This is a genomic window from uncultured Arthrobacter sp. (assembly GCF_902805515.1).
Classification (GTDB): Bacteria; Actinomycetota; Actinomycetes; order Actinomycetales; family Micrococcaceae; genus Arthrobacter_D.
In genome coordinates this window covers 1-21,628 of record NZ_CADCTE010000099.1, presented here as the reverse complement: position 1 = coordinate 21,628, position 21,628 = coordinate 1, and the positions used below count along the sequence as shown (strand labels likewise).

Genomic DNA, 21,628 nt, shown 5'->3' with positions numbered 1-21,628 from the left:
CGCCTAGAAGGCGGGGGCGGCTGAACAGCCGCAGTGGTCATGTGCGTCGAAGCTCGCTGACGCCTCGGTGTAGACGGCGCCGCGGCCTAGGAGCATCGAGCAGAACCGGCAGGACGAGCCGTCGCCCACTCGGCGCCAGCCTTGAGCCCGTGGGTCTGCGATCGAGGACCGTGCGACGGTGTAGCGGGCAGCGTTGGCGATCCGCCGCTGGACTCCGCCGGCCACTAGTACGCGGGCCGTGTCGAGCGTCTTGCCCTCAGATAGCGCCCAGCCTGCGAGGACCGGGGCGCCGGGGTCGCGGACCTCGATAGGGAATGCGCGGAACGAGCCGCCCACGCCAGCCTTGACGCGGGCCTCGTCGTACCAGTCGGCCGCGAGTGCTGCGGCGGCCATCCCGTAGGTCTCGATCAGGGCGGGAAGGGTGTCGTTCAGCGCCTGTTGGGCAGCCGCCGCGGTGGTGACCTGCTGCCAGAGTTTGGACAGGTCGCGCTCGGCGAGAGTTGTCAGCGCGCGGACGTCGTTACGCAGCCGGGTCGGTGTCGTCATCGACGTTCACCTGTGCGGCGCGCTCGAGGATGGATGAGAGTGCGGTGGTGCCGGCGACCCGTCGGCGATCGGCAAGGGCGCGCTGGATCTGCTGCTCGGACAGGCCGAGAAGCTCGAGCCCGACCTCAGTCTCAGCGAGCCACGGCACCGCCGAGAGTTGCTTGACCCCGGCGTCCGCCTGAGCCGCGCGGGACAGGTGCAGCGGTGAGCGCCACTTCGGGGCCACGGTGCGCCACTGCAGCGGAACCTCGGACAGCCCGTTGGTCATCGCCAGGGAGCGCAGGACGGCACGTCGCAGAGGGGGTGTCCAGTCGTCCGTCGCGCCCTCAGCCTCGGCGATGAGGTCTTCCCGGCTGGCGATGTAGGAGTCCGCCGACGTCGGGTTGCTCATGTCAGACACGCCGAGGGATGTCAGGGGGATCGACGTCTCGCCGGAGAACAACTGCGCCTGCTGCTTGAGTTGGTCGATGTGCGGCTGCGGGGATGAGGCCGCGAACTGCTTGACGTCGGCCCGCGGGTTCGCGGCGTCCTCGTCGTCGGGAATGCCCTTGAGCCGGCCGAGCATGACCTGCCAGGACGCCTTCTGCGACCCGTCGGCGTTCTTGAAGATGGACTCGTCGGCACCGAGTAGCCACATCTCGGGGAACGAGTAGACGTCGGCGTGGCCCTCCATGCGGATGACCGTCCGAAGCGCCTGGTCGTGGAGGCTCATCACGGGGCGGGAGATGCGCGAGGAGCCGAAGGGGCGGCCCACACGGGGCTTGTAGACCATCGGCTCGACGGGGACGCCCCAATTGTGGTCAGAGCGTTCGACAGACCACACGCCGCCATCCTTCTCGGCGGTCAGTGTCACACCGTCGAGGTACAGAGCGAGGCCGGTCGTCTTGCCGTCGGCGTCACGGTCTGTGATGGAGAGCAGGTTGTCCATGCGCCGCGTACGCGGGTTCCACTCGCCGGTCGCCGAGAGGGCGTCCTTGACGTGGATCAGTCCGCGGGGTTCGCCGGCCGACTCGTCGCCGAGGGTGTTGACGAGGAAGGACGTGCCGTGGATGAGCGACGACACGAGGGCTGAGGAGACTTCCTGCCCCAGGTGGTTGCCCTCGATGACATCCTCGAGGCCGATCGAGTCGAGCTCGCCGTCAGGCCATACGAACGTGTCGAGGTTGCAGCGGCGGGCGAGGATGTCGACCGCCTTGGCAGACCAGCCGAGGACGATGCCCAGGCGGTAATACTGCGGCGGGATGATCGTGCCGACCTGGCGGATGGCGCGCTTGCCGTCGTAGTAGGAGGCCCGCAGGAGGTTGCGCTGGGCCTTCGCGTCCAGTCGCTCGACCAGGCCGTTGATCAGGGCGCTGTCGTCGTCCGAGACTCCGGGAAGGGTGATCTTCTCGTGAGTCACACGACCACCGCCCTTCGCTGTCCACTGGACCGGCCGTTGCGACGGACGGGCTTCTTCACGGTCGAGTTCTGCGCGCCCCACAGCGCGAGCGTGCAGGCGACTAGCGGGGTGATGTCACTGCCCGAGTTCTTGCGGTTCCACGCCCACGAGTCACCGAGCGGACGCTTGCGGGCAGTGGAGAGCGCGTGGTTGAGCTGTGGCTGGTCCAGGTGGCGCAACCAGCCCTCCATGACGCCGTCGTAGAACTGCCCGCACGCCGCGGACATCTCGCGGACGCCGGTCGTGGTGACCTTGATCTTGGCCTGCGTGAGCTCGTCGATAATCGAGGCTGCCGGCGAGATGCCGTCGATGACCACCGCGCGGATCTGGGGGTTGGCCTCGACCAGGCGGATGAGGTACGGGGCCAGCCAACCGACCCCGCTGCGCTGCTCCTCGAGCTCCACGTGCCATTTGCCATCCGCGCGCTGCCCAGCGAGGGCCACGGCGGCGGTCGTGCGATCGGGGGAGACCTCGACAGCCAAGGCGAAGCGGTCTTCAACGAGGGATGACGTGTCGCGGACATGACCCCAGGACTCAGGGTCGATGACGGTTGACGATGACGCGTTCTCCCACCTGCCGCCGCGCTCGCGCCCATAGCCGTCGTCAGACATCTCACTGCGCTCAGCAACTAGCACGGCCACTTGCAGACGGCCACCAAGAGCGGGGTTTGCCACTGCCACGGCGGCCAGGTCGTCCAAACTCGCGTCCGGCTCCATCGACCACTCGTGCCAGCACTTGCGTCCCGACTTCCCAGAGAGGGCGTCGAGTCGGGTACGGGTGAACACCTCGCCGTTGACCTTGGGGCCGGGCGGCGTGCCCGTGTAGATCCACTGAGGATTGCCGAGGGGCGCGGATGAGGTGGTCGGCATCAACGCTTCCTGCGCCTCGTCGCCCAGCTCCTGCGACTCGTCCATGACCAGGACGTCGACCGTGAAGCCTCGACCGGAACCCTTGGAGCGGGCCACAATCTCGATGCTGCCACCGTTTGTGAGGTAGATGCCCTCTTGCCCATTGACGTTCCTGACCTCGCGGACAAGGGCGTTCAACTTCGGGTAACGGGCGGTCGGATCGTCGGCCCTGTCGCCGAAGAAGTGTTTGAGGCGGCGGAAGTGCTTCTGCGCCGTCTTGACCTCGTGGGCCGTATGGAGGATGCGCTCACCGAGCAGCACCGCGCCGAACAGTTCCCGCATCTCGAGGACGCCGTTCTTGCCGTTCTGCCGCGGGACCGACAGGCCGCACGTCATGGCAGCCCACTTGCCCTTCGACTGGGCGAGCCAGTCGTCAAGGATGAGTTGCTGCCAGGGGTCGGGGGTCAGACCATGCCGTGCAGAGAACTCGCCGGCCAGGTCGCCGAGCGTTCGCTCAGCCCTTGGCCTTACGTGGAGCCGCGGTTCCTGACTCCCGCTCACGGAGGCGGCGCGTGAACTCGTCAACGTCATCCTCCGGCTTCTCGACTACGGCCGGTGGGTCGAGTTCGTCGATCTGCTTTAAGGTGTCCGCCAGTAGGCGGCCCATCACGGCGAAGTTCTGGTCTGAGTCGCACTTCGACATGCGGGTGCGGAGGTCGTCGCGCATCTCCCGCAGGCCGTCCAGGCGGGTTACAGAGGGCTCGTCAGGGGTCGTCACGGGCACCTCCAAGGCCAGGGGTCATCGCGGGGGGGGATTGGACCTATGGCCCGCTGTCCTGTGGCTGTGGCATCGAGGGGTCACCCGCCCACCCCATCGGGGCGCTTGAGGCTCCCGGATCGCCGAACGATGGGTGCGAACTCGCGGTCGCCCTTGACTCGGTTGCACTTGGGCTCGACGTCATGGTGTGCCGGAGCCAGGTTGCGCGGGTCGTTCGTGCCACCTCGAGCGAGAGGCACGATGTGGTCGACGGCATCGGCTCCGGGCCGTCCGCAGATGTGGCAGACGTCGGATGCTTTGAGGATGCGGGCTCTCAGTTCGCGCCACTGTCGAGAGCTTCCGCCTACCGACCTGCTCACGCCTTGCGCTGATCCCCGTGCGAGCAGAGGCAGCAGCAGTCCAGCACCAGCGGCGCACAGTGGTCGCCCGACCTGCCGCAGGTCTTGCAGGTGCGGGGGTCACGCATCGGCGGGCCTCAGGTCTAGCCACTCGTTCAGGTGTGACGCCCAGTAGGAGTCAAGCGTAGGCACACAGTCGCCTGCCTCATGACCGGGCGAGTGTCCGCACTTGGGTCGCGGCCTATGCATGGGGCGCGTCCTGCCAGTCAGTCAGCAGCGCATCCAGCGTCTCGTGCAGCGCAGCCCGTCGGTCGGTCCAGTGCGCCGGCATCCGGTGCAAGGTAGCGACGATGTGGGCCATCGCTTCCTCGAGCTCGGGGCGCGTCGTGGTGTCGGTGATGACGATGGTCTGGTGCATCACTGACCCCCGGTCGACGGAAGGGTTGCCGTGCTCGGTGAGCGCCGTTGGCTCTTGGCTTAGGTAGGACGTCACGGCACGGCAGAACAGGGAGGCGATCCACCAGAGCATGGCTAGTGGTCGCTTGCGGTGGTGCGGCCGATCATGGTCGCAGGGTGTGCGCGCGGCTTCGGCTCGTAGTCCATGAAGCGCTGCGCCAGTTCGTCTTGCCGTTCCTCGATCTCGTCAGCAGTAAGGCGCGCGTACTGCTCGGCCGGGATAACTGTCACGTCGCCACCACAGCCAGGACAGCGGCTCACAGCGTCTTCACCCCAGGCCCACGCGACTGCATGGTGGTCTTCCAGTGCCCGCCGCAGTCGTCGCACGTGAGCGCCACGTACGTCCACACATGCACGGTCCAGGTCCCGTTGCGCCGCACCTTGGGGGAGTTGCACCGCGGGCAGTTGTCGGCACCCGTGTTCGGGGCGACGTGGGGGTGGGCCTTGATCCACGGCAGCAGCGTGACGTACAGCGCCTCGGTGGCGTCGATGTCCCCGATGTTGTAGGCACGGATCTTCCGCTGTGCAGCCCTGTCGCCGTCACATGCAGCGCGGGCCACCTCGACGTTGTAGCGGTCCGTCTTGCCGGCGAGTCCGATGCGCTGACACAGGGCGTCGAGGGTCTTGGACTCGTCACCGAACCTAGCGCGGGCCGCCGACAGTGTGTCGATGGGCTTGCTCGGTGATGGCGGGGTCATGCCGAGGTCACGCCAGCCGGTGTTGAGGTGCTTCTCGTCGAACGCCTTGGAGTTGTGGCCGACTGTGACGTCTGCCTTGTCGAAGGCTTCCCAGATGCGGCGGTGCATGTCTTCCGGGCCGTCGTCCCACTCGGAGGCGAACTCGGTCCGCTTGTCGCCGAGGAACCGCCACGCGACGCAGATGGTGCGCGGCCAGTCGATCACGTCGTCGGCGTGGATGCGGCGGTGCTTGAAGTCGGACAGCGACCAGAACTCGACGCCCGCGGTGCCCTTCATCCGCTCGATGTCGTAGACCAGGATGTTGAGCTCGCGCTTGTGGGTGACCTTGGCGGCGATGTCGGCGATGGTCATGCGTTGTGCTCGTCCCAAAGGTGCCGCTCATAGTCTCGGCGCACCAATGAGGTTGCACCTCGCTTGATCTGCACGCCACAGACTGGGCAGTCAATTGCCTTGGTGTACATCCGGGCGGTTTCGTGCAACCCGCCATCATAGACGGGTGGATTGCAGATAGTGCACTCGTCGTGTCCGAGGTCGTCCATGTCTCGCAGCCACCGCAAGAACTCGTGAGAGAGCACGCTGTGCTCCAGTTCGGCGACACTCACGACCGCAGCCTCTCGCCAGCCGCACACAGCCCCCGCGCATGACGCGACAGGGCATCCTCGGGCACGGTGGGCGAGTCGGGGTCGTTCGCCAGCTCGCGGGCCAGGTCGCGGAACCTGACGGAGCGGTTGGCGAGTAGGGCGCGCAGGGTGGCCGCGTCGTCGGGGTCCATGCCGGCGAGGGCGTGGCAGGCGCTGCAGGTGCGGTGTGGCAGGGCGTCGGCCGTGAAGGTCGCAGCCACGTCGGACAGGGCCATCAGTCTTCCACCGTGCCGTCGACCACGTCCGCAATCGCTCGCAGGCGGGCGGCTAGGACGCGGCGCTCCACGGAGCCTGACAGGCTGGCAGGGCGCCAGTGGGGCGACGATATGACGTGCGCCTGACCCATGCCGTCGCCATAGATGAGCGCCTCGCGCTCAGCGGAAATGGTTACCTCGGCCATGCGTTGCTCCGTTCGGCGGGACAGGCCCGAGGGCGTGTCGCGGCGGGTGGTGCTGGGGTTACTCCGAGCCGAGTACGGTCCGGGCGAGGACGGTCGCGATGTGCTGACGGTGCGACGAGTCCGTGCGGTCGTCGTTGGGCGGGGCCAAGAAGCCGCCGAGGAGCAGAGCCAGTCGCCCTCGAGGTTCTGCGTGCGCGACCAGTGGCGAGCTAGTTCCTGCTCGATCGCCTTCAATGCCATACCCCCATTGCGGCGTTTCCTCAGAGGCGGAAAGTGTCTATCTGGGAAACGTCTAGTTCTCGCCGAGCACGGCGTCAGGCATCGGCAGCGGCTAGGCCGCGACGGATCTTGTGGCAGGCCATGCACACTCGTCCGCCACCATCCGGCCGGACGTAGGTGTTACGGCTGTCGAAGGCGTGTCCGCGGAGGCAATGCGTCTTGCGTGCGTTGTGAGCCGGCGGCGACTCGCCGCGGAGGATGTTCTCGTCCTTGTCGACAGCCTCAAGATGAGCCGGGTTCACGCACAGACGCACGCGGCACAGGTGGTCGATCTCCGTGGCGCTTGGGATGGGGCCGACGAATAGCTCGTGAGCGACGCGGTGGGCGTACTCGTAGCCGCCCTCCACCTTCGCCATCCCTGGGTAGTAGAAGCGACCGTAGCCCTGGGGTACGGGGGCGTCAGCCCACAGCCAGCACCCATCGGGTGCCACGCGGATCTTGCTCAAGAACTTGGCCCGAGTCTCGGGCGAGGTACGATGCTGCATGTCGAACTCCTCAACAGTTCGTCCATGACCCCGGCTGTTAGCGCAGCGCGGGGTCGCTCTAGTTGTCAGACAGGTCGATCCACTCAAGGCAGATCGGGCATGTCTGGTCGAAGCACAGTTCGCCGCAGTGACGGGCAAAGGGGCGCCAACCATCAGGACAGGGCACGTTCTCCCGAGTAGCCACGGTCAGGCCTCGTCGACCTCAGCCTCAGCGTCGGCCGCGTCCATCTCAGCCTCGACGTCGAGCTCCATGATGTCCGCGACCATCTCGCAGACCAGCTCACGGGCGTTGGCGCGGGCGACGGCCAGGGCCTCGGGGTAGGCGTTGTCGCAGTCCACGTTGGCTTGGAACAGGTGCTCGCCGCTGCGGTAGGTTGCGACGATGCGATTCCGCTTGCCCATGGCGACCCCCAGACATGGGAGAAGCCCCGCGGTGAGCGGGGCTTCGGGGTAGGTGGGCCATCTCTCGCGAGGATGACATCTACCATGGTGACGACCCGCGTAGCATTTGTCAAGCACATCCGTCAATACCTCGCCTCATGCCGTCTTCTGCTTGCCATAGTCCTTCATCACGAGCAGCCCGTAGACCTCGCCGAAGCGATAGACAGCCGTGTCACTGATCGCCGAGTGCTTCTCGATGCGCCCCGCTCGCGACAGGTACTCGACGTGCTTGCGGACCGACTCCCTGCCCGCCTTGAGCCCGAGGTACGTCGACAGCCGCGCGATCTCCGCAGCCGTGCAGAGGCGGTCGTCCAGCTCCTCGAGCAGCCGTGCGCGGATCTGCTCGGCCGGCGTCGTCGTCCCGCACGCCTCGCACCGGGCCACGTCGCCACCTGGCCGCGCGTAGACCCGACCGTCGCACTCCTGCTCGCGGCAGTCCCCGAGGAACTGGCGATCGGCAGGGCGGTCAATGTGGCGGTGGCAGTGGGCCACCGCGGACGTGATCTCGTCCACCGCCTCGGGGCCGATGTCGTGCAGCGTGAGGCCGTCCACGCGCCACAGGAGCCACGCGGACAGGGCGGGCAGGGTGTCGGCGGGTAGTCCGGCGTGTGGCGAGGAGTTGCGGATGCCTTCCTCGTTGCAGAACAGCGCCCACGTCACGAGCAGCGCCTTGAGGTGGGTCCGCGCGTCACTGGCTCCCATGTTCGCGGGTGAGGGGACGGTTGCCTTGCCGCCCTTGCCACCTCCCACGCGGCGGTAGTCGATGCCCTGCTGCCGGGTGATGCTGGTCTCGAGCTCGGCGTCGAGCCAGGTCACGTCACCGAGGGCGCGGGACAGGGCGTCGCCGCAGTTGTCGCAGCAATACGCCTCGTCCCTTGTGGGGCGTCCGCACCTACATTCGCGGCTCATGCGGTTGCCTTCTTTCGCTCTGCGTATTGACGGACGGCCTCGCGCTGACAAGTGCGGCATGTGCGACGACCTGTGGTGCTTCTGAGATAGGTGTTCTCAGGGGTGAACTCATGGCCGTGGATGCAGTGCGTCTTGAGCGCCTCCCGCTGACGCCGGGCGTTGGCCGCATTCGTCAATGGGCGAAGGTGTGTCGGGTTAACACACGCCTGCACGAAACACAGGTGGTCGATGGTGAGGCCATCACCGATCGGGCCGACCGCCAGCTCGTATGCCAGCCGGTGACCCTGTCGCCGGTCGATTCGGGCGTAACCATCCTTGTCGAGGTAGCCCTGCCAGATGAGACAGCCGTCGACCTCGACAGTCTTGGCGAAGATCGCCGACAGTCGCGCGCTTCGCGCCATCACATCCATGGGTCACCCACCCCCTCCGACCAGAACGCGCACGCCTGCATCCGCTCCCGACGCAGCTCGGCCGCGTGCGCCTCGGCCTGGCGCTCGGTCTCGTGCGCGGCGTACTGTGTGCCGGTGGGGGATTGCCAGGTGGTGAGCCAGGTCATGCGATGTCCTCTCCGTAGCCGTAGACGTTCACGTGAGGCACCCAGCGGAACCCCTCGCCCTTGCGGAGTCGCTGCGGCCACTCCCGTTCCTCCCGGTCACCACGCCACGGGATCAGGTCCGCGTAACCCTCGGTGCCGATGTGCTTCATGCCGTAGCCGAACTCGGGCCATCCGAGGAGCGACGACGAGCCGCGGGGTCGGAGGTCGCGCACCCCGCCTTTGCCCAGCGCATGGCCGGCGTGCGCCTCCATGAGCAGCGCGGCACCCCTGTCGCGAATGGTGTCCAGAGCGGCCAGCACGGGGGCGGTGTCGTCGTCGGTCTGTAGCGCCCGGGGCACCAGTCGGTAGAGCGGGCCGATGACAACGAGGTCGGGCTGGTAGGCGTCGAGAAGCTGGTGAATCCGCGCCAGATCCTTGTCGCGGGTGATGTCCATGCGGTTCGTGCAGTCGACCACCATGCGGTCGGCGGGGTCCTGGCCGACTCGCGCGGCCCACTCGACAGCCGGGCGCAGCTTCCGACGCACCTGCCCGCGGGTGTTCTCGCAGTCCACGATCAACGTTCGGCCCGTATTGGCAAGCCGCGAGCCATTGAAGGGATGGATGCCCGCGGCGAGGCAGACCGCGAACTGCCGCAGCAGGTGTGACTTCCCGAGCCCCTCTTCGCCAGTCAGCATGAAGCGGTCGCGACGCTCAAGGAGGCCAGGGATGAGCCAATCGGGCTCATCGTCCTGCTCAGCGAGGAGCTCGGTCACGGTGACGGCGGTGATGTCGTCCGTGGCGTTCTGCCCGTCGCGGATAGCGATGAACTCGGACGCAGCGCGTGCCGCGATGGTGCCGGGGTGGCCCTCCGTGTAGGCCAGGGTGAGGGCGTGACGGCCTGCGCTCTCGAGTCTGCGGCGGATGGCCCAGCCTCGAACGATCGCTGCGTACTCGGGGACGTTGTCGGGGACTCCGACTGCGGTCACGAGCTCAGGCAGGATCATGCCCTCCGGAGACGCGGCGCCGACGACAGCCATAATGGTGACGGCGTCGACGGACTTGCTCGCCCGGTCGAGGGTCGTCATAGCGTCCCAGATGTGCTCATGACGCAGGTCGTCGAAGTCGCCGCGCATGAGGTGGCGTCGCGCCTCCACCCGGGCCGTCTTGGAGACAAGGCACGCAGCGAGGAGAGCCTGCTCGGCGCCGCGGTCGGATCGCTGCTCGTTCACGATCCCTCCCACGGCGAGCGGGGCGGGAGTGGCGGGAGGATGACGCGTCCTTGCCCATCAGTCTGCGGGGGCAGGTGGCGGACGTTGGTCGGTCGCGCATTGCGGAGCCAGTTGCGGAAGGTCGCGTCCCAGTCCTTCTTCGCCACGGCCATGCTTACGGTCCAGTCGCGGAACTTGACCGTCTCCTCGTTGAGGTGGACCCCCCTCTCAGCAGCTAGAGAGGCGTGGGCTTCGGACGGTGCCCAGTCGGCAGGAAGTTGGTGGGCCCTCGTTGAGCGCGGCTTGTCCGCGGCAGCTCCTTCACCATCACCTCTATTCACTTCACCTCTATTCACTTCATCGTGTGGCCCCTGCGAGCCCACAGCGGGGCCACTACGAGGCTCGGTGTGGCCCCCACGAGTTTCACGCTGCGAATCTCCGTCCGGCTTAGTGCAGTCGGGCAGATCGCAGGTCACGAAGTAGCGCTTGTCGGGCTTCTGGTGGCGCGTGAAGTTCGGGATGGTGATCACGCCGTCCCTGCGGACGATTCGGCGGTTCTGCTCGAGCTCTCGGAGCAACTCGGCGCAGTTGACGTCGTCGGTGGGGAGTACTCGCATCTTGATCTGCTTGGACTTGTCGGCAAGGTGGCCGTTGTCGCAGGCGTAGTTCCACATGCCCATCCAGAGGAGGCGTGCGAACGGGGACAGCTCGACGAAATCCTCGTCGGTCCAGAGGTCAGCCTTGAAGCCGCGGATCTTGGGCACGTCACCCCACCTCCAACCAGGTGACAGCCCACAGGTGGCCGGCGGTGTCGCAGTAGGTGGCGGTCGCAGTCAGCTCGGCGCGGACCAGCACGCCGTTGTCAGCAGTGAGGCCGCAGGTCGGGCAGACGGACGGTCGGGGTGGCGCGTTGTCGGCGCGCTGAGGCATCATGTCCATGAGTCGGTCGGTGTCTTTCTGGTCGGCGAGGCCCGGTGTGGAGCTGCAACTCCTGCCGGGCCGACTTGTGTCGGTGTCTGCTGCCATTGTCGCAACCACCGCCGACAAGCGGAAAGGCTTCATCCCCAGTCCCCCAGCAGTGCGAGGTTCGTCCGGTTGTTGGGGTCACGCGGGTTGCGTCGGGTCAGCGCGGCCAGCACGTCGGTCTGCTTGTGCCGCGTGAGGAACAAGGCGACGGCCCTCTCGGTGATGTTGAGCCGCTTCGCCACGCCTGCCAGGCTCTCGCCGGTCTCAGCCATCCAGCAGATGTCCTCGAGACGGCCTACGGGGTCGAAGGTTCGCGGCCTTCTACCTTCCACGAGCTCGCCGTAGTGCTTGCGGCAGTACCCGCGGGCGTGGCGTGTGTGGTCGCAGTCGCCGACCGCGCAGGGTCGCGGGCACTTGTCGGCGTGTCGGTAGCCCTCGTCAGTGGCGCGTGCAAGGCGAGGCGTCAGGGGGCGCTCGCATCGCACGCACGTCAGGCCGGGGGGTGTCATGCCGACCGCCGCTCAGGCTCGATCGGCCGCCGAATCCAGCCGTCCTGAACCCACCCACCCGCGTAGGCGTCCTCGTCCTCGACGACCCCGCGGCGACGCAGGATGCCCGCCGCGGACAGCCAGCCGTGGACGGTGGAGCGGGCCACGTAGTAGCGCGCGGCCAGGTCGGCGATCTCTGCGCCCGCGAGGTACTCGTTGCAGGCGGCGTCGCGGGTCTCGGGGGTGGTGCGGTTCACGAGGCACGCTCCTTCGCTGGTCGGATGGACAGCCAGAGCGCGCCGGGCTGACCGGGGAGGGGAGGGTGTGTTGTCACGCCGGAGTGGACGACGAACTGCCACGAGTCATCGGGGAGGACGCCCTCGAGCACGAGCGCGTCGAGCACCAGGGAGAGGGTCGGCTGGGCACCGTCCCCGTCACGTCGGTGCCGGGTCGGCATGCGCCAATGCATCACGATCACGGCACGCTCGAGGGCGGGGATCTTCGCTGCACGGATGGCGTACCGGGCTGCCTCGACGGACTCGCGGCGGATCTTCGCTTCCTTGTGGTGGTGCATCTTGCGGACGGCATTCTTGACCAGGGGCGGGGTCTCGAAGGGCAGGGTCACGGTGCTCATGCGCGACCACCTCGCAGCAGCCAGGCGGCGAGGTTGGCGATCTCGTCGGCGGCGGAGGTCGCGTGGAGCTGGGCGAGAAGGTCGGTCGTGGTTGGCATCAGGTGCCGTTCCTAGGCATGCCATCTCGGTCAGCCCCGCACGAGCAACAACGCCAGAGGATCATTGCGTCAGCCGGGTGCCACCAGTGACCACCGCGGCGGCTGCAGGCTCGGCGCATCCGCCAGCCCGCGATGCCTTTGGGGTGCCAAGTGAAAGTCACGTCCCAGATACCGGGGGCGACCTCGCGCTGAACATGATGAGTCGGGTGGGGGCGCACGCTCCCGTCAGCCACGGGACGCGTCGTCTCGGGCGATATGGGCGGCGCTGTGAGTGACGTGCGCGCCGTGGTTGGACGGAGGGTGGCAGCACCCGTTAGGCAGGTTCTCGGCGTCCGGCTCGGCGGGCGAGGGTGTGGTGCTGTCGGTCATGGGATCTCCTCGGTGAGCGGTTGTATGGGCGGTTGGATGGGGCGTCATGCCGCAGTCGACGCGGTCAGGTGGGTCGCGAGCTGCCAGCCGATGTGCTCCGTGTAGGCCGGCGGGATGGCCTCGGCGATGGCCTTGCGGTCATCGGTCCAGTCGATGCCCATCGCCTGCTGCCACTCGGCCATGGACCCCTTACCCCCGCCGGCGCCGTAGACCGCGACGTAGGGGCCGTCGTAGTAGGTGCCATGCCGCCACCCGCGAACCCGGCCGCGGTGGGGCTTGTGGGCGGGAGCGACGGCCTCGAGGCCGGACACCTCGAAGTAGCGGTGGCGCAGCACGCCGAGCCCGAACATCTCGCCGCAGAGCGTAAGGTCGCGCCGCAGGTCGGACCCCTGGACGTTCTCGATCACTGTCGGCAGCCCGGTCGCTCGGAGGAGCCGGCGAGTCTCGGGGATGAGCTGCACATACTCGCGGCCCTTGTTGGTGCCCTTCGTCAGCGCCGTGGACGCCTGGCATGGCGGCGATGCGTGGATGGCGTCGAACTCGCGCCAGTTGTCAGCAGCGAAGTCGAGGGCGTCGGCGATGATGGACACGCCGGGGTAGTCGAACTGAGGGGCGATGTCCACGCCAACGACCTCGAAGCCAGCACGCAGGTAGCCCATGCCAGCACCGCCAGCACCGCAAAACAGGTCGAGCAGCTTGGGCCTAGTCATCGCTCGGCTCCTCACTGTGCCGATCCGCGCACCACGCGGCGATGTGGACGCAGGTCGCGGGGTCGCCGAACGTGGGCGAGTCCCAGGAGAACGGGGCGGTCATGCCGCACCTCCCGACATGCGGGCGTCGCGAGCCTTGAGCCAGTCGGATGTCAGCACCGCCCGGGCGATCCAGTCCATCGGCCCCGGCTCGTTCTGCGCGACCATGTAGGCGTCCCACAGCTCGGCCACGAGGGCGGCGTGGTCGTCGAGGGCCTGGCTCACGGCGGGCTCGATGCGTGCGATGACTTCGGCGAACGTGTCGAACGTGCCGGCGTTGGCGCCCGAGCGGGTCAGGAGCGCCTCGTCTCCGAGGCTGCTCTCTGGCCGTCGTCGCCAGATGGTCGGGGCGTTGGTGCCGTCGGGGGCGACGTACAGGTCTACAAGCGGGGTGCTCACGATGCACCGCCGAGAGCCGCGACCTCAGCCTCGATGGCCGCACGTCGCTCGGGGTCTGCGCCGTACCACTCGGCCTTGAGGACGTCGGCGCGCGGCAGGGGGGCGACCGTGTGCATCCGCCGCTTGCCCCGCGTCTCGGTCAGGTTCGCGGTGACCGGCGCGTCGATGTGCGACAGGCGCGAGACACGGATGCCGCCGACCTTCTCGCGGCCGAAGGTGATCTCGGAGTCGCCGTAGAGTTCGGCGCTGCGACCCGTCCAGACCGTCGCGTCGTCACCCCACGCGGCGACCAGGAGCTTGAGCACGGTAACCGCAGGACGCCACACGCGGGCGTCGCCCTCGATCGCGATGTCGTACTGCTGCTCCTTGGTGCCGGCCTTGACCCCCGCGACGGTGACGATGCGAGTCACCCCGCCGAGGAAGTCCTCGAAGTTGAGCTGGTCCGTCTTCTTCTCGATGGTGACCTTCATGCGCTTGTCTCCATGCCGTTCGCAGCGAGGTAGCCCGCGATGAACTCACGTCGGCGCATCTGGCTCGCTGTCTGGCGAGGGGTCAGGTACCGCCTTCGTGTGAACTCGTCGCGGTACGCGAGCCACGCGGCCTGTGCCTCGTCGCGGATCTCCTTCTCGAAGAAGCTGATCTCGTCGCGGTTGAGGTCGCAGCGGTAGCAACCGTCGGTCAGGGTCTTGCAGGTGTGTGCGGTCATCAGAGCTTCAGCTCCACTCGGTTGAAGTCGATGCGTTCGGTGGTGGGCATGCCAGCGACACGGGCCTCGAAGTCGGCGACGAGCTGCGCGACGTCGACCTCGAACGAGATGCACGCCTCGGCGATGGCCTGCTGCCATGTGGGGTCAGGCGTGACCCGCTTGACGAACAGCGGCATCCCGCCGCAGTAGGACACGAAGTCGATCCAGTCGCGGCCGGAGACCAGGAGCCCCGCCTGCAGTTGCGCCATGTTGTAGTCGGGCACGGCGTCGTTGAGGATCGTCTTGAGGTGGGTCTTGGCGCGCGGGGCCTTGATCTCGATCAGCCCGTCGTCGCCCACCAGGCCGTCAGGGGAGTAGCCGAGCGACCAGCTGTCCTCCTCGCGGACCATGAAGCCGACCTCAGCGACCGGGGCGAAGTGCTTGGCGTAGACCTCCCGCGCGAACGGCTCGGACTCACAGCCTCGCCACATGTCGGGGGTCATGCCGGTCTCCTCGGTCCAGCCGCAGATCCGCTCGGCTGCGAGGGTGGCCGTGATGCCGCGCGACGTGTCGTTGTCGGCGACCTTGAGCGTCGGGGTGAGCAGCTTGCCGACGACCGAGGCTGTGATGAGTCCGCGGCGTGCGTCGTGCCAGGCGTCGGTGCCCTGCTGCAGGTCGGGGATGATGTGGAGGGTCATACGTCGTCTCGATTCTCGGCGTAACGCTCGACGCGCTTGCCGGTCTCGTGGTCGATGCCTTCGCGGATCAGCCCAGCGGCCGAGTCGTCGGGCCAGGCGTAGGCGGCGGGGGAGGTGGGGTCGATGCGGCCGGGGAAGGTGGCCTCGAACGCGCAGGCCAGGCATGCCTCGGGCCAGGAGCAGTCGCCGCAGAAGCTCTCGCCGTGGGGACACTGGACCGCGTCGTCCTCGGTGAGGGTGCGCTTGCAGTCGTGGCGGGCGCAGCGGACGACGCGGGGGAGCCACTGGTTATCGGCGGTCATCACCGGCTCAACTCCTTCTCTAGTGCCGCGATGAGGACGCTTCGCTGTTCGGTGGTGAGGGGTAGGGGCTTGATGCGCGATGCCCACAGGACGAGTGCGAGGGCGCAGGTGATCGGCCAAGCGAGTGCGGCCAACGATCCGAACAGCGCGGTCTGCGGCTTGATCTGTGGCGTGCGGTGACCAGCGGGCTTGCTCTTGTGGTAGACCGCGCACTCGATCGGACCCTCACCGTCGGGACATGACGGCCAGAGGATGGCGATCTGCCGCGTCAGGAGCGGCGCCAGCACGAATGCCGCCACGGCGTACGCGAAGATGGTCATCGGTTCATCGCCTCCCACTCCGCGTCGATGCCCTTCGCGTGGTTGGCGGCGATCAGGTCCAAGATCCGCCGCGCCGACGGGTGCGCGCTGAGCGACGCCTGCCGCTGCTGGGCGAACTCCTCGGGGGTCATCGCGCGTCACCCTTTGCGGGTGGAATGACGTGGTGGGCCCGAGCCCCGGGCGACTCGTGCGAGCCACCCGGGGTCGCGTTGGTCAGTCCTCGACCAGGGCCGTCGGCGACTCGGCTTTGCGAACCAGATCCTGAACGAGCCAGAACGCCTGATCCTGCGTGTATCCCTCGTCCATCAGGCCCTTCCGCAACTTGCCGAGTGCGGTCGGGATGGACTCCACCTTGTTTGCCATCCTTCTCTCCTTCTGTAGGCCCAGCGCTGCTCGCTGGGACGTCTCTGGCGCAAGATGCGCCGTGGTCGATGTATGCCAATCCGCACGAGCGGCACCATGCGTCCTCGCCATGCAAGGGGCATGCGCGGAACGACGTTTCTGTCATCGCGCACTCACACTCAGCGGGTTGTTCGTTCATCACTCCACCCACCTGGCGTTGACGTTGGCGTCGTAGTCCGGCACCTCGGGCCCGAGCACGTCCTCGACGACGCGGTCGAGGCGTCGCTCACCGGCCGCGACGAGCAGGCAGGCGAGCACCACGAGGGCGGCGACCACGGCGAGGACGGGCCAGAGGGCACCGGCTGCGGTGGTGAGGTTGGCGGCGGTCATCACCACCACCTGCTGAGGAAGTGCCACGCGACGTAGAAGACGGTCACCCAGAAGAGAACGCCGATGGTCCACGTTGCCGCGAAGAAGCCGAAGAAGAGGCGCTCGCGGTCGGGTGCGAAGAACATGCCGAGGAAGAGGGCGGCGAGGATGAGAACGACGCAGAGCGTGACGTAGGTAGCCATCACGCCACGTCCAGCGAGACGAGCGGCACGACGGTCACGGACACCTTGGCGCCGTCCACGTCGAGCAGGCCGTTGGGGGTGAGCTCCTGCCAGCGTGCGGCCGAGATGGGGGTGGCGACGACGGTCACGTGCTCGCCGACGCTGATGAGGTCGGCGGGGTGGCCCTGGTCGATGAGGTCCGCGAGGGTGCGGAGGGTGTGGGCGAGGCTGGTCATCGGGACGCCTCCGCGGTCATGGCGGACAGGAGGGTCGGCTCGCTCACGTCCATCTGATGGCGGGCAATCCGCAGGAGAGCGCGGACCTGCTCGCGCTCGTAGATCGACTCGGGCGCCGTCTGGTCGAGGCGAACGACGGAGTAGTTGCCCTCGCCGTCGGGGATGTGGGCGACGATCGACGGGGTGCCGTCTTGGAACGCCCACTCGATGTCGTTGGGCGCGACCTCAGGTGAGGTGCGAGCGAAGTCGTGGTGCATCGGGTATCCTTCCGGTGGAGTTCTTCTCCGAGCCCGCCCCGGTGGCAGCCGTTGGGCGGGTTCGTTCATGTGTGGGTGGTGACCGCGGCCGGCGTGGGGGGTGCGCCGACCGCGGCGACTAGGCGGCGGCTCGGTCGTCGGAGCCGAGCAGGATCTGCGCGAACTCGAGCGCCTGCGCGTCGGTCAGCGGCGGGGCAGCGGCTGCGAGTCGTCGGCCGTGGTCGCGGAGGTTCATGCCGACTCCTCTCCGTCCTCGCGAGTGGTGGGCAGGCTCTCGGCGTAGGCCCGTAGTGAGGCCAGGACGACGAGGCGGCGGCGGTTGTGGAAGCGGGACTCGATGGCCCCGGTTCGGCAGAGCTGGTTGACGGTCCAGGGCGAGAGTCCGCCGAGGATCGCCGCGGCGTCTTTCACCGTCGCGAAGATCGGCGTAATGTCGGCCACCGACGCGCCGCCCAACCCCTGCGGGTCGTTGCTGGTGGTTGCTGGCATGTGACGACCATAGACCCGCAACGACCGACACGCAAGCATCTACGTAGCGGATCTACGTAGTCCTACCGATGCGGAGCCCTCGGTTTGGGTATCTACTAGGAGCACGCCGGGGGGTGATTGCGGAACTTCCGCAACAGGGAGAGGGTCGAGATGTCAGTAACGCCTATAACTAGTAGCGTCCCCGCCGTGAGTTCTCCGGGGGACGCAATTAAGAGCCGACGCGCAGAGATCGGGCTGTCCGTCAGCGCCCTAGCGAAGCGAGCTGGCGTCGATCGCGGCAGTCTCGCCACCCTCGAGGCGGGAGGCGCGGTCAGAGACACGACGCTCGCAGCCGTAGAGAAGGCGCTGAGCGACCTTGAGCACGAGACGGGCATGGATGTGCCTTCGCGGGTCCAGGAGCCGCGGGGCCACGTCGAGGAAGAGCGCGGCGGCATCGTCCGCATCCGGCTCGAGAACGTCTTCGGCGCAACGTCCGCGGTCGTCGAGGCGCCGGCCGACAACCCTGACGCCCTCGCTGCAGCCCTTGACGTGCTGATGCGGCGGATGAACGAACGGACCGAGGGCGAGCAGGCGTAACACTTGACGCCTACTTTCCGGTAACTGGACGGTAACTATGGTGACTGTCGGACCTCCGACATAGAGTCCCCGACGTAGCGGCTATCCCAGGGGTCGCTACTGATAGGGGGCTACACCATGTCGGGTTACATCGTTCAAGCAGTGGGCGACGAGGAACTGCCAGAGGGCATCCACGCGGCGATTGTGGAGCGAGACGGGCTGCCAGCCGTCTTGTTCATCAACGGCGAGGTTGCGAGGTGCTGGCACATGCTGCGGGCCTGGGCGATCGAGACGCCGACACCGGCTGACGTGCCATCCGTGGAGTTGCGGGGCGAGCGTTTGCGGGCGGTCTAGCCCCGCGGCACGATCCGCACACGGTCGGGGTCGAACACCCACCCGCGTTCGGCGGGCTCGATGACGACCTCGGCCACGACGTTCCGCACCGCGCGGGCACGGCGGGCCAGGTCGGTCGGCCACTCGACGCCACCACCGGGCATGGGTGAGGACGTGACCGCCTCGGCGCGGAGTTCCTCGAGCCGTTCCTTGCTGCGGTCGATCGCGCGCAGGATGGCGGCGACGGGCACGCCGGGTTCGCCGAGCTGGTCTTCGAGCTCGCGGATGCGGGCCTCGAGGGACAGCGCCTCGCCCGCCCGTTCGCCGCTGCTTGCCCGCAGCTCGTCAACGTAGGCGCGCACCTTGGGGTCGTCGGCCATCGCCTGCGCGTAGCCCTCGACGATCTCCTCGACCGACACGGCGTCGACGAGGATGCCGCCGCAACCCTCGGACGTCCCGGGCAGGGTGGCGCACTTGTACGTCCGTCGACCCTCGGTCTCGCCTGGCTTCTTCGTGCGCCGGCCGGAGCGCAGGGGAGTCCCGCACTTGCCGCACTTGATGAGTCCGAGCAGCAGTGCCACCCGCGGTCGGCTGGGGACGGTGCCCTTGCGGACAGACAGCGCGGCTTGCAGACCCTCGAACGTCTCGGCGTCGAAGATGGGGGACCACGACCCGACGCCGACGACGTCACCGTTGAGCGTGGACATGCCAGCGAGTCGGGGGTTGCGCAGCAGTTTGACCAGCCCAGCCCGGTTCCACTCGTTGCCCATCGTCGTCCGAGCGCCTCGGGCGTTCAGGTCGCGGACGGTGCGGATGATCGCGGCCCCGTCGAGGATCTGTCCCGCGGCCCACTCGATGTGCTCGCGTTCGTGGGGGACGATCGTCCCGTCGCGTTCGTAGCCGTAGAGCCGTGGCCCCATGGTGTGGACGATACCCGCCTCGCGACGCTGCCGGATGGACCGCTTCCACCTGTCGGACTTCGCCTCGCCCTCGTAGGTGGCGACCTGCGCCAAAAGGCCGGCTACTAGTCGCCCGGTTGGTGTCGTGAGGTCAACAGCCCCGGCTCTCGCTGTGGCAATCTGTGTGTTGTGGGTCTTGCACACCTCGACCAGTTCGCCAAGGTCGATGGCGCGGCGATACAGACGGTCGGGGTGCCAAGCAATGATGCTGTCGACCCGACCCTCCCTGATGTCGTTCATCATGCGGCGATAGCCAGGCCGCATCTTGCCGCTCGACGCGCTGATGTCGTTGTCGGTGTAGGTCTCAACCACCGTCCAGTCGAGCTGCTTGGCTAGCGCCTGACAGTCCTCAAGCTGCCGCGTCACGCCGAGGTTCTCCCCGGTCATGTCGCGGCTGATCCGTAGATAGATGGCAGCGCGCACCGCAAATCCTCCCGTTTCGGCCTAGTGTATGCCATTCGCGGTTCTAGGTGTGCACTTGGTATTCCGAATGACACACGAACGGGTGTAGAGTGGCCCGCATGACCAACGCAGCGAAGCCCAGCCGTGCGCTAGTGGACGGGGTGTGGGCCGACGAGTTCGCCCGCGTTATCGCCGCCACGCAACGCGACACCGCCATCCGCGCCGCCCAGTACCTGCGCGCCCAAGCCACACTCCGGTTCGGTTCCCACGGCGCGGACGACTCCCGCGGTGCCGCCCTGTGGGACGCGGCGTGCGCCCTCGACCCTGACGACGGGAACGCCCTCGCATGACCACGCAGACGCTCAGCCTGACCGACTTCCTGCTCGCCCGGGTCGCCGAGGACGAGGCGGTGGCGCGGGAGGCTGGCGGACTCGCCGAAACGCCCTGGCGCGCGACCTACGGGCGCCAGGTAGAGACCGCGCGTGATGGGTACTTGGTCACGCCCGAGGACGAGCACTCGTACTCCGACGATCCGACTGATGCCGTGAGTGAGCACATCGCCCGCCACGACCCCGCCCGCGTCCTGGCCGAGTGCGAGGCCAAGCGCCGGATCGTGGAGCGCGAGACCGAGCGCCTCCGCGAGCAGTGGCGGCGACGAGTGGACGAGCACCGACAGACGTTCGATGAGTGGATGCAACCGCCCTATGGCGAGACCCTTCGCGACCTCGCCTCCGTCTACGCCGACCACCCCGACTACCGGCAGGAGTGGAAGCCGTGAGCGACACCGCCGAGAATGACGCGGCCGTCACGTCTGTCGAGCCGGGATGCACCTGCGGCGGCGTGGCGGCGTGTCCCCAGTGTCAGGACCGGGACGCCTGTGTCATTCCACCCGCTACGACCGCACCCCCCGCCGCGCCTCCCGCAACCTGACCAGCCGCCGCACCGTCACCGGGTCGTGCGCCTCAGCCTCAGCCCGGTCGATCAGCGCGTGGAGAGCCTGGTAGTAGCGCACGGCCGACCAGCCGAACCGCTCCACGATGGCCGTCTCCTTCGCCGCGGGGTAGCGGTAGGACTCGCGCTCGAGGTCGAGGATGGCGAGCTCGGTGTCGGTCAGCATGGGTCGAGGCTAGGCGGGGGGTCCGACAGTGGGCGCAAATGTGAAAAGTCCCGATCGTCGGAGACCGACGATCGGGACCTGAATACAAGCGGGCAACTTGTTACCTCGACTCTACCCCAGAAGAACGAGCCTGTCCGCAACCCATCCCCAGACCCGCGCCCGTGTCGCGTGGCCTGAGCGGTCGTGGTCGAACCAGCGGCGATAAGCGGCGTGCCAGATCATGGATGCCCTCACTTGACGTCGATCGGCGTGGAGTCGGCCGCGATGGTGTCCCCGCCGCTGACGATGCGGGTCTGCGTCGAGTGCCGCCCGGTCGTGAGCACGGTCGCGCCGGCCGGTGTCGCGTGCAGGGGGCCGGCGAAGTAGGCGGTCGTGCGAGCTGTCTGCGTCCACTTGCCCGACGCGGAGACAGGTGACCCGATCCACGTCGCCGGGTACCACGTTGAGTCGACCTGGATCTCCACCGTGGAGCCCGTCGGGTCGAAGTCGAGGATCATGTCGACCAGCAGGCGGGTGCGGGTGTCGGCGTCGAACCTCATACGAGGACTCCTGTCGCTTGGGGCGTGACCAGACGGGTGCTCGTCTGCTGCGTTCTGAGGTGACCGTCAGCGCCGAGGATGCTGACCGCCCCCGTGGCTTGTGGTGTGCGGACGTGGCCGAGCGCCGTGGGGATGCGGAG

At 67.7% G+C, this 21,628-nt stretch carries 42 protein-coding genes; 4 read left to right on the top strand and 38 right to left on the bottom strand.

What is annotated here, in order from left to right; all coding sequences use genetic code 11:
- Positions 1-3 precede the first annotated feature (3 nt).
- The 35 genes from QZX79_RS08705 to QZX79_RS08540 all read right to left on the bottom strand — a co-directional run bounded on the left by QZX79_RS08705 (position 4) and on the right by QZX79_RS08540 (position 17,583).
- On the bottom strand, positions 4-546 hold the full coding sequence (locus QZX79_RS08705) for a hypothetical protein (protein WP_294567600.1): 543 nt from the start codon (positions 544-546) through the stop codon (positions 4-6).
- Positions 521-1,945: a phage portal protein gene (locus tag QZX79_RS08700; protein ID WP_294567598.1), complete on the bottom strand. Its 1,425-nt coding sequence runs from the start codon at positions 1,943-1,945 to the stop codon at positions 521-523. The genes QZX79_RS08705 and QZX79_RS08700 overlap by 26 nt, the downstream gene beginning before the upstream one ends.
- Entirely contained in the window at positions 1,942-3,417 is a 1,476-nt protein-coding gene (locus QZX79_RS08695) for a hypothetical protein (protein WP_294567596.1), read from the bottom strand. The genes QZX79_RS08700 and QZX79_RS08695 overlap by 4 nt, the downstream gene beginning before the upstream one ends.
- Positions 3,347-3,610: a hypothetical protein gene (locus QZX79_RS08690; protein ID WP_294567595.1), complete on the bottom strand. Its 264-nt coding sequence runs from the start codon at positions 3,608-3,610 to the stop codon at positions 3,347-3,349. The genes QZX79_RS08695 and QZX79_RS08690 overlap by 71 nt, the downstream gene beginning before the upstream one ends.
- An 80-nt stretch (positions 3,611-3,690) precedes the next feature.
- The gene (locus tag QZX79_RS18570; protein WP_366484834.1) at positions 3,691-3,969 is read right to left on the bottom strand and encodes an HNH endonuclease signature motif containing protein; all 279 of its coding nucleotides are present in this window, start codon (positions 3,967-3,969) and stop codon (positions 3,691-3,693) included.
- Positions 3,970-4,189: 220 nt separating this feature from the next.
- Complete coding sequence (locus QZX79_RS08685) at positions 4,190-4,477, bottom strand: hypothetical protein (RefSeq protein ID WP_294567594.1); 288 nt, start codon at positions 4,475-4,477, stop codon at positions 4,190-4,192.
- Between the two features lie 2 nt (positions 4,478-4,479).
- Entirely contained in the window at positions 4,480-4,635 is a 156-nt protein-coding gene (locus QZX79_RS08680) for a hypothetical protein (protein ID WP_294567592.1), read from the bottom strand.
- 26 nt (positions 4,636-4,661) lie between these two features.
- Positions 4,662-5,453, bottom strand: coding sequence for a hypothetical protein (locus QZX79_RS08675; protein WP_294567591.1), 792 nt, complete (start codon positions 5,451-5,453; stop codon positions 4,662-4,664).
- A gap of 247 nt (positions 5,454-5,700) precedes the next feature.
- Positions 5,701-5,958, bottom strand: coding sequence for a hypothetical protein (locus QZX79_RS08670; RefSeq protein WP_294567590.1), 258 nt, complete (start codon positions 5,956-5,958; stop codon positions 5,701-5,703).
- Complete coding sequence (locus QZX79_RS08665; RefSeq protein WP_294567589.1) at positions 5,958-6,143, bottom strand: hypothetical protein; 186 nt, start codon at positions 6,141-6,143, stop codon at positions 5,958-5,960. Before QZX79_RS08665 ends, QZX79_RS08670 begins: the two co-directional genes overlap by 1 nt.
- 314 nt (positions 6,144-6,457) lie before the next feature.
- Complete coding sequence (locus tag QZX79_RS08660; protein ID WP_294567588.1) at positions 6,458-6,907, bottom strand: HNH endonuclease signature motif containing protein; 450 nt, start codon at positions 6,905-6,907, stop codon at positions 6,458-6,460.
- A gap of 186 nt (positions 6,908-7,093) precedes the next feature.
- The gene (locus QZX79_RS08655; protein WP_294567587.1) at positions 7,094-7,309 is read right to left on the bottom strand and encodes a hypothetical protein; all 216 of its coding nucleotides are present in this window, start codon (positions 7,307-7,309) and stop codon (positions 7,094-7,096) included.
- Between the two features lie 135 nt (positions 7,310-7,444).
- A complete protein-coding gene (locus tag QZX79_RS08650) occupies positions 7,445-8,257 on the bottom strand; it encodes a hypothetical protein (RefSeq protein ID WP_294567586.1) in 813 nt (270 codons plus the stop codon).
- Positions 8,254-8,667, bottom strand: a complete 414-nt coding sequence (locus QZX79_RS08645; RefSeq protein ID WP_294567584.1) for an HNH endonuclease signature motif containing protein — start codon at positions 8,665-8,667, stop codon at positions 8,254-8,256. Before QZX79_RS08645 ends, QZX79_RS08650 begins: the two co-directional genes overlap by 4 nt.
- A complete protein-coding gene (locus QZX79_RS08640) occupies positions 8,658-8,813 on the bottom strand; it encodes a hypothetical protein (protein ID WP_294567582.1) in 156 nt (51 codons plus the stop codon). The genes QZX79_RS08645 and QZX79_RS08640 overlap by 10 nt, the downstream gene beginning before the upstream one ends.
- Positions 8,810-10,021, bottom strand: a complete 1,212-nt coding sequence (locus tag QZX79_RS08635; protein WP_294567581.1) for an AAA family ATPase — start codon at positions 10,019-10,021, stop codon at positions 8,810-8,812. The genes QZX79_RS08640 and QZX79_RS08635 overlap by 4 nt, the downstream gene beginning before the upstream one ends.
- On the bottom strand, positions 10,018-10,764 hold the full coding sequence (locus QZX79_RS08630; RefSeq protein WP_294567579.1) for a hypothetical protein: 747 nt from the start codon (positions 10,762-10,764) through the stop codon (positions 10,018-10,020). Before QZX79_RS08630 ends, QZX79_RS08635 begins: the two co-directional genes overlap by 4 nt.
- A 1-nt stretch (position 10,765) precedes the next feature.
- A complete protein-coding gene (locus tag QZX79_RS08625; protein ID WP_294567578.1) occupies positions 10,766-10,939 on the bottom strand; it encodes a hypothetical protein in 174 nt (57 codons plus the stop codon).
- Between the two features lie 119 nt (positions 10,940-11,058).
- Positions 11,059-11,238 (bottom strand): hypothetical protein, encoded by a 180-nt coding sequence (locus QZX79_RS08620; protein WP_294567576.1) that lies wholly within the window; start codon positions 11,236-11,238, stop codon positions 11,059-11,061.
- 233 nt (positions 11,239-11,471) lie between these two features.
- Positions 11,472-11,711, bottom strand: coding sequence for a hypothetical protein (locus QZX79_RS08615; RefSeq protein WP_294567574.1), 240 nt, complete (start codon positions 11,709-11,711; stop codon positions 11,472-11,474).
- Complete coding sequence (locus QZX79_RS08610) at positions 11,708-12,088, bottom strand: hypothetical protein (protein ID WP_294567573.1); 381 nt, start codon at positions 12,086-12,088, stop codon at positions 11,708-11,710. The genes QZX79_RS08615 and QZX79_RS08610 overlap by 4 nt, the downstream gene beginning before the upstream one ends.
- 511 nt (positions 12,089-12,599) lie before the next feature.
- The gene (locus tag QZX79_RS08605) at positions 12,600-13,265 is read right to left on the bottom strand and encodes a DNA cytosine methyltransferase (protein WP_294567571.1); all 666 of its coding nucleotides are present in this window, start codon (positions 13,263-13,265) and stop codon (positions 12,600-12,602) included.
- A gap of 99 nt (positions 13,266-13,364) precedes the next feature.
- Positions 13,365-13,703, bottom strand: a complete 339-nt coding sequence (locus QZX79_RS08600) for a hypothetical protein (RefSeq protein WP_294567569.1) — start codon at positions 13,701-13,703, stop codon at positions 13,365-13,367.
- Positions 13,700-14,173 carry a hypothetical protein gene (locus QZX79_RS08595; protein ID WP_294567567.1) on the bottom strand — a complete coding sequence of 158 codons (474 nt, stop codon included), beginning with the start codon at positions 14,171-14,173 and terminating at the stop codon, positions 13,700-13,702. The genes QZX79_RS08600 and QZX79_RS08595 overlap by 4 nt, the downstream gene beginning before the upstream one ends.
- The gene (locus QZX79_RS08590; RefSeq protein ID WP_294567565.1) at positions 14,170-14,409 is read right to left on the bottom strand and encodes a hypothetical protein; all 240 of its coding nucleotides are present in this window, start codon (positions 14,407-14,409) and stop codon (positions 14,170-14,172) included. The genes QZX79_RS08595 and QZX79_RS08590 overlap by 4 nt, the downstream gene beginning before the upstream one ends.
- Complete coding sequence (locus QZX79_RS08585) at positions 14,409-15,086, bottom strand: lambda exonuclease family protein (protein WP_294567563.1); 678 nt, start codon at positions 15,084-15,086, stop codon at positions 14,409-14,411. Before QZX79_RS08585 ends, QZX79_RS08590 begins: the two co-directional genes overlap by 1 nt.
- Positions 15,083-15,388, bottom strand: coding sequence for a hypothetical protein (locus QZX79_RS08580; RefSeq protein WP_294567562.1), 306 nt, complete (start codon positions 15,386-15,388; stop codon positions 15,083-15,085). Before QZX79_RS08580 ends, QZX79_RS08585 begins: the two co-directional genes overlap by 4 nt.
- Positions 15,388-15,708, bottom strand: coding sequence for a hypothetical protein (locus tag QZX79_RS08575; protein WP_294567561.1), 321 nt, complete (start codon positions 15,706-15,708; stop codon positions 15,388-15,390). Before QZX79_RS08575 ends, QZX79_RS08580 begins: the two co-directional genes overlap by 1 nt.
- The gene (locus QZX79_RS08570; RefSeq protein WP_294567559.1) at positions 15,705-15,839 is read right to left on the bottom strand and encodes a hypothetical protein; all 135 of its coding nucleotides are present in this window, start codon (positions 15,837-15,839) and stop codon (positions 15,705-15,707) included. The genes QZX79_RS08575 and QZX79_RS08570 overlap by 4 nt, the downstream gene beginning before the upstream one ends.
- Positions 15,840-15,921: 82 nt before the next feature.
- On the bottom strand, positions 15,922-16,071 hold the full coding sequence (locus tag QZX79_RS08565; RefSeq protein ID WP_294567558.1) for a hypothetical protein: 150 nt from the start codon (positions 16,069-16,071) through the stop codon (positions 15,922-15,924).
- 177 nt (positions 16,072-16,248) lie between these two features.
- Positions 16,249-16,440 carry a hypothetical protein gene (locus tag QZX79_RS08560; RefSeq protein ID WP_294567557.1) on the bottom strand — a complete coding sequence of 64 codons (192 nt, stop codon included), beginning with the start codon at positions 16,438-16,440 and terminating at the stop codon, positions 16,249-16,251.
- On the bottom strand, positions 16,440-16,622 hold the full coding sequence (locus tag QZX79_RS08555; RefSeq protein WP_294567555.1) for a hypothetical protein: 183 nt from the start codon (positions 16,620-16,622) through the stop codon (positions 16,440-16,442). The genes QZX79_RS08560 and QZX79_RS08555 overlap by 1 nt, the downstream gene beginning before the upstream one ends.
- Positions 16,622-16,837, bottom strand: a complete 216-nt coding sequence (locus QZX79_RS08550) for a hypothetical protein (RefSeq protein ID WP_294567553.1) — start codon at positions 16,835-16,837, stop codon at positions 16,622-16,624. The genes QZX79_RS08555 and QZX79_RS08550 overlap by 1 nt, the downstream gene beginning before the upstream one ends.
- The gene (locus QZX79_RS08545) at positions 16,834-17,094 is read right to left on the bottom strand and encodes a hypothetical protein (RefSeq protein WP_294567551.1); all 261 of its coding nucleotides are present in this window, start codon (positions 17,092-17,094) and stop codon (positions 16,834-16,836) included. The genes QZX79_RS08550 and QZX79_RS08545 overlap by 4 nt, the downstream gene beginning before the upstream one ends.
- Positions 17,095-17,325: 231 nt before the next feature.
- Entirely contained in the window at positions 17,326-17,583 is a 258-nt protein-coding gene (locus tag QZX79_RS08540; protein WP_294567549.1) for a helix-turn-helix domain-containing protein, read from the bottom strand.
- A gap of 150 nt (positions 17,584-17,733) precedes the next feature.
- On the opposite strand from QZX79_RS08540, the gene QZX79_RS08535 reads away from it, so the two are divergent.
- Both QZX79_RS08535 and QZX79_RS08530 read left to right on the top strand, forming a co-directional pair.
- Complete coding sequence (locus tag QZX79_RS08535; protein ID WP_294567547.1) at positions 17,734-18,159, top strand: helix-turn-helix domain-containing protein; 426 nt, start codon at positions 17,734-17,736, stop codon at positions 18,157-18,159.
- A gap of 117 nt (positions 18,160-18,276) precedes the next feature.
- Complete coding sequence (locus tag QZX79_RS08530) at positions 18,277-18,492, top strand: hypothetical protein (protein ID WP_294567545.1); 216 nt, start codon at positions 18,277-18,279, stop codon at positions 18,490-18,492.
- On the opposite strand, the gene QZX79_RS08525 is transcribed toward QZX79_RS08530, so the two are convergent.
- On the bottom strand, positions 18,489-19,853 hold the full coding sequence (locus tag QZX79_RS08525) for a recombinase family protein (protein WP_294567543.1): 1,365 nt from the start codon (positions 19,851-19,853) through the stop codon (positions 18,489-18,491). The genes QZX79_RS08530 and QZX79_RS08525 overlap by 4 nt on opposite strands.
- Before the next feature lie 98 nt (positions 19,854-19,951).
- Between QZX79_RS08525 and QZX79_RS08520 the strand changes: the two genes are divergently transcribed.
- On the top strand, positions 19,952-20,182 hold the full coding sequence (locus QZX79_RS08520) for a hypothetical protein (RefSeq protein ID WP_294567540.1): 231 nt from the start codon (positions 19,952-19,954) through the stop codon (positions 20,180-20,182).
- Positions 20,179-20,610: a DUF6221 family protein gene (locus QZX79_RS08515; protein ID WP_294567538.1), complete on the top strand. Its 432-nt coding sequence runs from the start codon at positions 20,179-20,181 to the stop codon at positions 20,608-20,610. Before QZX79_RS08520 ends, QZX79_RS08515 begins: the two co-directional genes overlap by 4 nt.
- Positions 20,611-20,724: 114 nt before the next feature.
- Here QZX79_RS08515 and QZX79_RS08510 read toward each other — a convergent pair whose 3' ends face one another.
- Positions 20,725-20,949 carry a DUF3263 domain-containing protein gene (locus tag QZX79_RS08510; protein ID WP_294567536.1) on the bottom strand — a complete coding sequence of 75 codons (225 nt, stop codon included), beginning with the start codon at positions 20,947-20,949 and terminating at the stop codon, positions 20,725-20,727.
- A gap of 230 nt (positions 20,950-21,179) precedes the next feature.
- A complete protein-coding gene (locus QZX79_RS08505; RefSeq protein ID WP_294567534.1) occupies positions 21,180-21,488 on the bottom strand; it encodes a hypothetical protein in 309 nt (102 codons plus the stop codon).
- Positions 21,489-21,628: the final 140 nt, after the last annotated feature.

Coding starts and splice junctions, on each gene's coding strand:
- QZX79_RS08575 (WP_294567561.1), bottom strand. CDS start 15,708: ATGACCATCTTCGCGTACGCCGTGGCGGCATTCGTGCTGGCGCCGCTC.
- QZX79_RS08510 (WP_294567536.1), bottom strand. CDS start 20,949: ATGCTGACCGACACCGAGCTCGCCATCCTCGACCTCGAGCGCGAGTCC.
- QZX79_RS08540 (WP_294567549.1), bottom strand. CDS start 17,583: ATGCCAGCAACCACCAGCAACGACCCGCAGGGGTTGGGCGGCGCGTCG.
- QZX79_RS08625 (WP_294567578.1), bottom strand. CDS start 10,939: ATGGACATGATGCCTCAGCGCGCCGACAACGCGCCACCCCGACCGTCC.
- QZX79_RS08505 (WP_294567534.1), bottom strand. CDS start 21,488: ATGAGGTTCGACGCCGACACCCGCACCCGCCTGCTGGTCGACATGATC.
- QZX79_RS08645 (WP_294567584.1), bottom strand. CDS start 8,667: ATGGATGTGATGGCGCGAAGCGCGCGACTGTCGGCGATCTTCGCCAAG.
- QZX79_RS08685 (WP_294567594.1), bottom strand. CDS start 4,477: ATGCTCTGGTGGATCGCCTCCCTGTTCTGCCGTGCCGTGACGTCCTAC.
- QZX79_RS08590 (WP_294567565.1), bottom strand. CDS start 14,409: ATGACCGCACACACCTGCAAGACCCTGACCGACGGTTGCTACCGCTGC.
- QZX79_RS08585 (WP_294567563.1), bottom strand. CDS start 15,086: ATGACCCTCCACATCATCCCCGACCTGCAGCAGGGCACCGACGCCTGG.
- QZX79_RS08605 (WP_294567571.1), bottom strand. CDS start 13,265: ATGACTAGGCCCAAGCTGCTCGACCTGTTTTGCGGTGCTGGCGGTGCT.
- QZX79_RS08650 (WP_294567586.1), bottom strand. CDS start 8,257: ATGAGCCGCGAATGTAGGTGCGGACGCCCCACAAGGGACGAGGCGTAT.
- QZX79_RS08520 (WP_294567540.1), top strand. CDS start 19,952: ATGACCAACGCAGCGAAGCCCAGCCGTGCGCTAGTGGACGGGGTGTGG.
- QZX79_RS08545 (WP_294567551.1), bottom strand. CDS start 17,094: ATGCACCACGACTTCGCTCGCACCTCACCTGAGGTCGCGCCCAACGAC.
- QZX79_RS08620 (WP_294567576.1), bottom strand. CDS start 11,238: ATGGCTGAGACCGGCGAGAGCCTGGCAGGCGTGGCGAAGCGGCTCAAC.
- QZX79_RS08530 (WP_294567545.1), top strand. CDS start 18,277: ATGTCGGGTTACATCGTTCAAGCAGTGGGCGACGAGGAACTGCCAGAG.
- QZX79_RS08675 (WP_294567591.1), bottom strand. CDS start 5,453: ATGACCATCGCCGACATCGCCGCCAAGGTCACCCACAAGCGCGAGCTC.
- QZX79_RS08560 (WP_294567557.1), bottom strand. CDS start 16,440: ATGACCGCCGCCAACCTCACCACCGCAGCCGGTGCCCTCTGGCCCGTC.
- QZX79_RS08705 (WP_294567600.1), bottom strand. CDS start 546: ATGACGACACCGACCCGGCTGCGTAACGACGTCCGCGCGCTGACAACT.
- QZX79_RS08535 (WP_294567547.1), top strand. CDS start 17,734: ATGTCAGTAACGCCTATAACTAGTAGCGTCCCCGCCGTGAGTTCTCCG.
- QZX79_RS08550 (WP_294567553.1), bottom strand. CDS start 16,837: ATGACCAGCCTCGCCCACACCCTCCGCACCCTCGCGGACCTCATCGAC.
- QZX79_RS08610 (WP_294567573.1), bottom strand. CDS start 12,088: ATGAGCACCGTGACCCTGCCCTTCGAGACCCCGCCCCTGGTCAAGAAT.
- QZX79_RS08655 (WP_294567587.1), bottom strand. CDS start 7,309: ATGGGCAAGCGGAATCGCATCGTCGCAACCTACCGCAGCGGCGAGCAC.
- QZX79_RS08515 (WP_294567538.1), top strand. CDS start 20,179: ATGACCACGCAGACGCTCAGCCTGACCGACTTCCTGCTCGCCCGGGTC.
- QZX79_RS08555 (WP_294567555.1), bottom strand. CDS start 16,622: ATGGCTACCTACGTCACGCTCTGCGTCGTTCTCATCCTCGCCGCCCTC.
- QZX79_RS08665 (WP_294567589.1), bottom strand. CDS start 6,143: ATGGCCGAGGTAACCATTTCCGCTGAGCGCGAGGCGCTCATCTATGGC.
- QZX79_RS08565 (WP_294567558.1), bottom strand. CDS start 16,071: ATGGCAAACAAGGTGGAGTCCATCCCGACCGCACTCGGCAAGTTGCGG.
- QZX79_RS08595 (WP_294567567.1), bottom strand. CDS start 14,173: ATGAAGGTCACCATCGAGAAGAAGACGGACCAGCTCAACTTCGAGGAC.
- QZX79_RS08570 (WP_294567559.1), bottom strand. CDS start 15,839: ATGACCCCCGAGGAGTTCGCCCAGCAGCGGCAGGCGTCGCTCAGCGCG.
- QZX79_RS08660 (WP_294567588.1), bottom strand. CDS start 6,907: ATGCAGCATCGTACCTCGCCCGAGACTCGGGCCAAGTTCTTGAGCAAG.
- QZX79_RS08580 (WP_294567562.1), bottom strand. CDS start 15,388: ATGACCGCCGATAACCAGTGGCTCCCCCGCGTCGTCCGCTGCGCCCGC.
- QZX79_RS08640 (WP_294567582.1), bottom strand. CDS start 8,813: ATGACCTGGCTCACCACCTGGCAATCCCCCACCGGCACACAGTACGCC.
- QZX79_RS08670 (WP_294567590.1), bottom strand. CDS start 5,958: ATGGCCCTGTCCGACGTGGCTGCGACCTTCACGGCCGACGCCCTGCCA.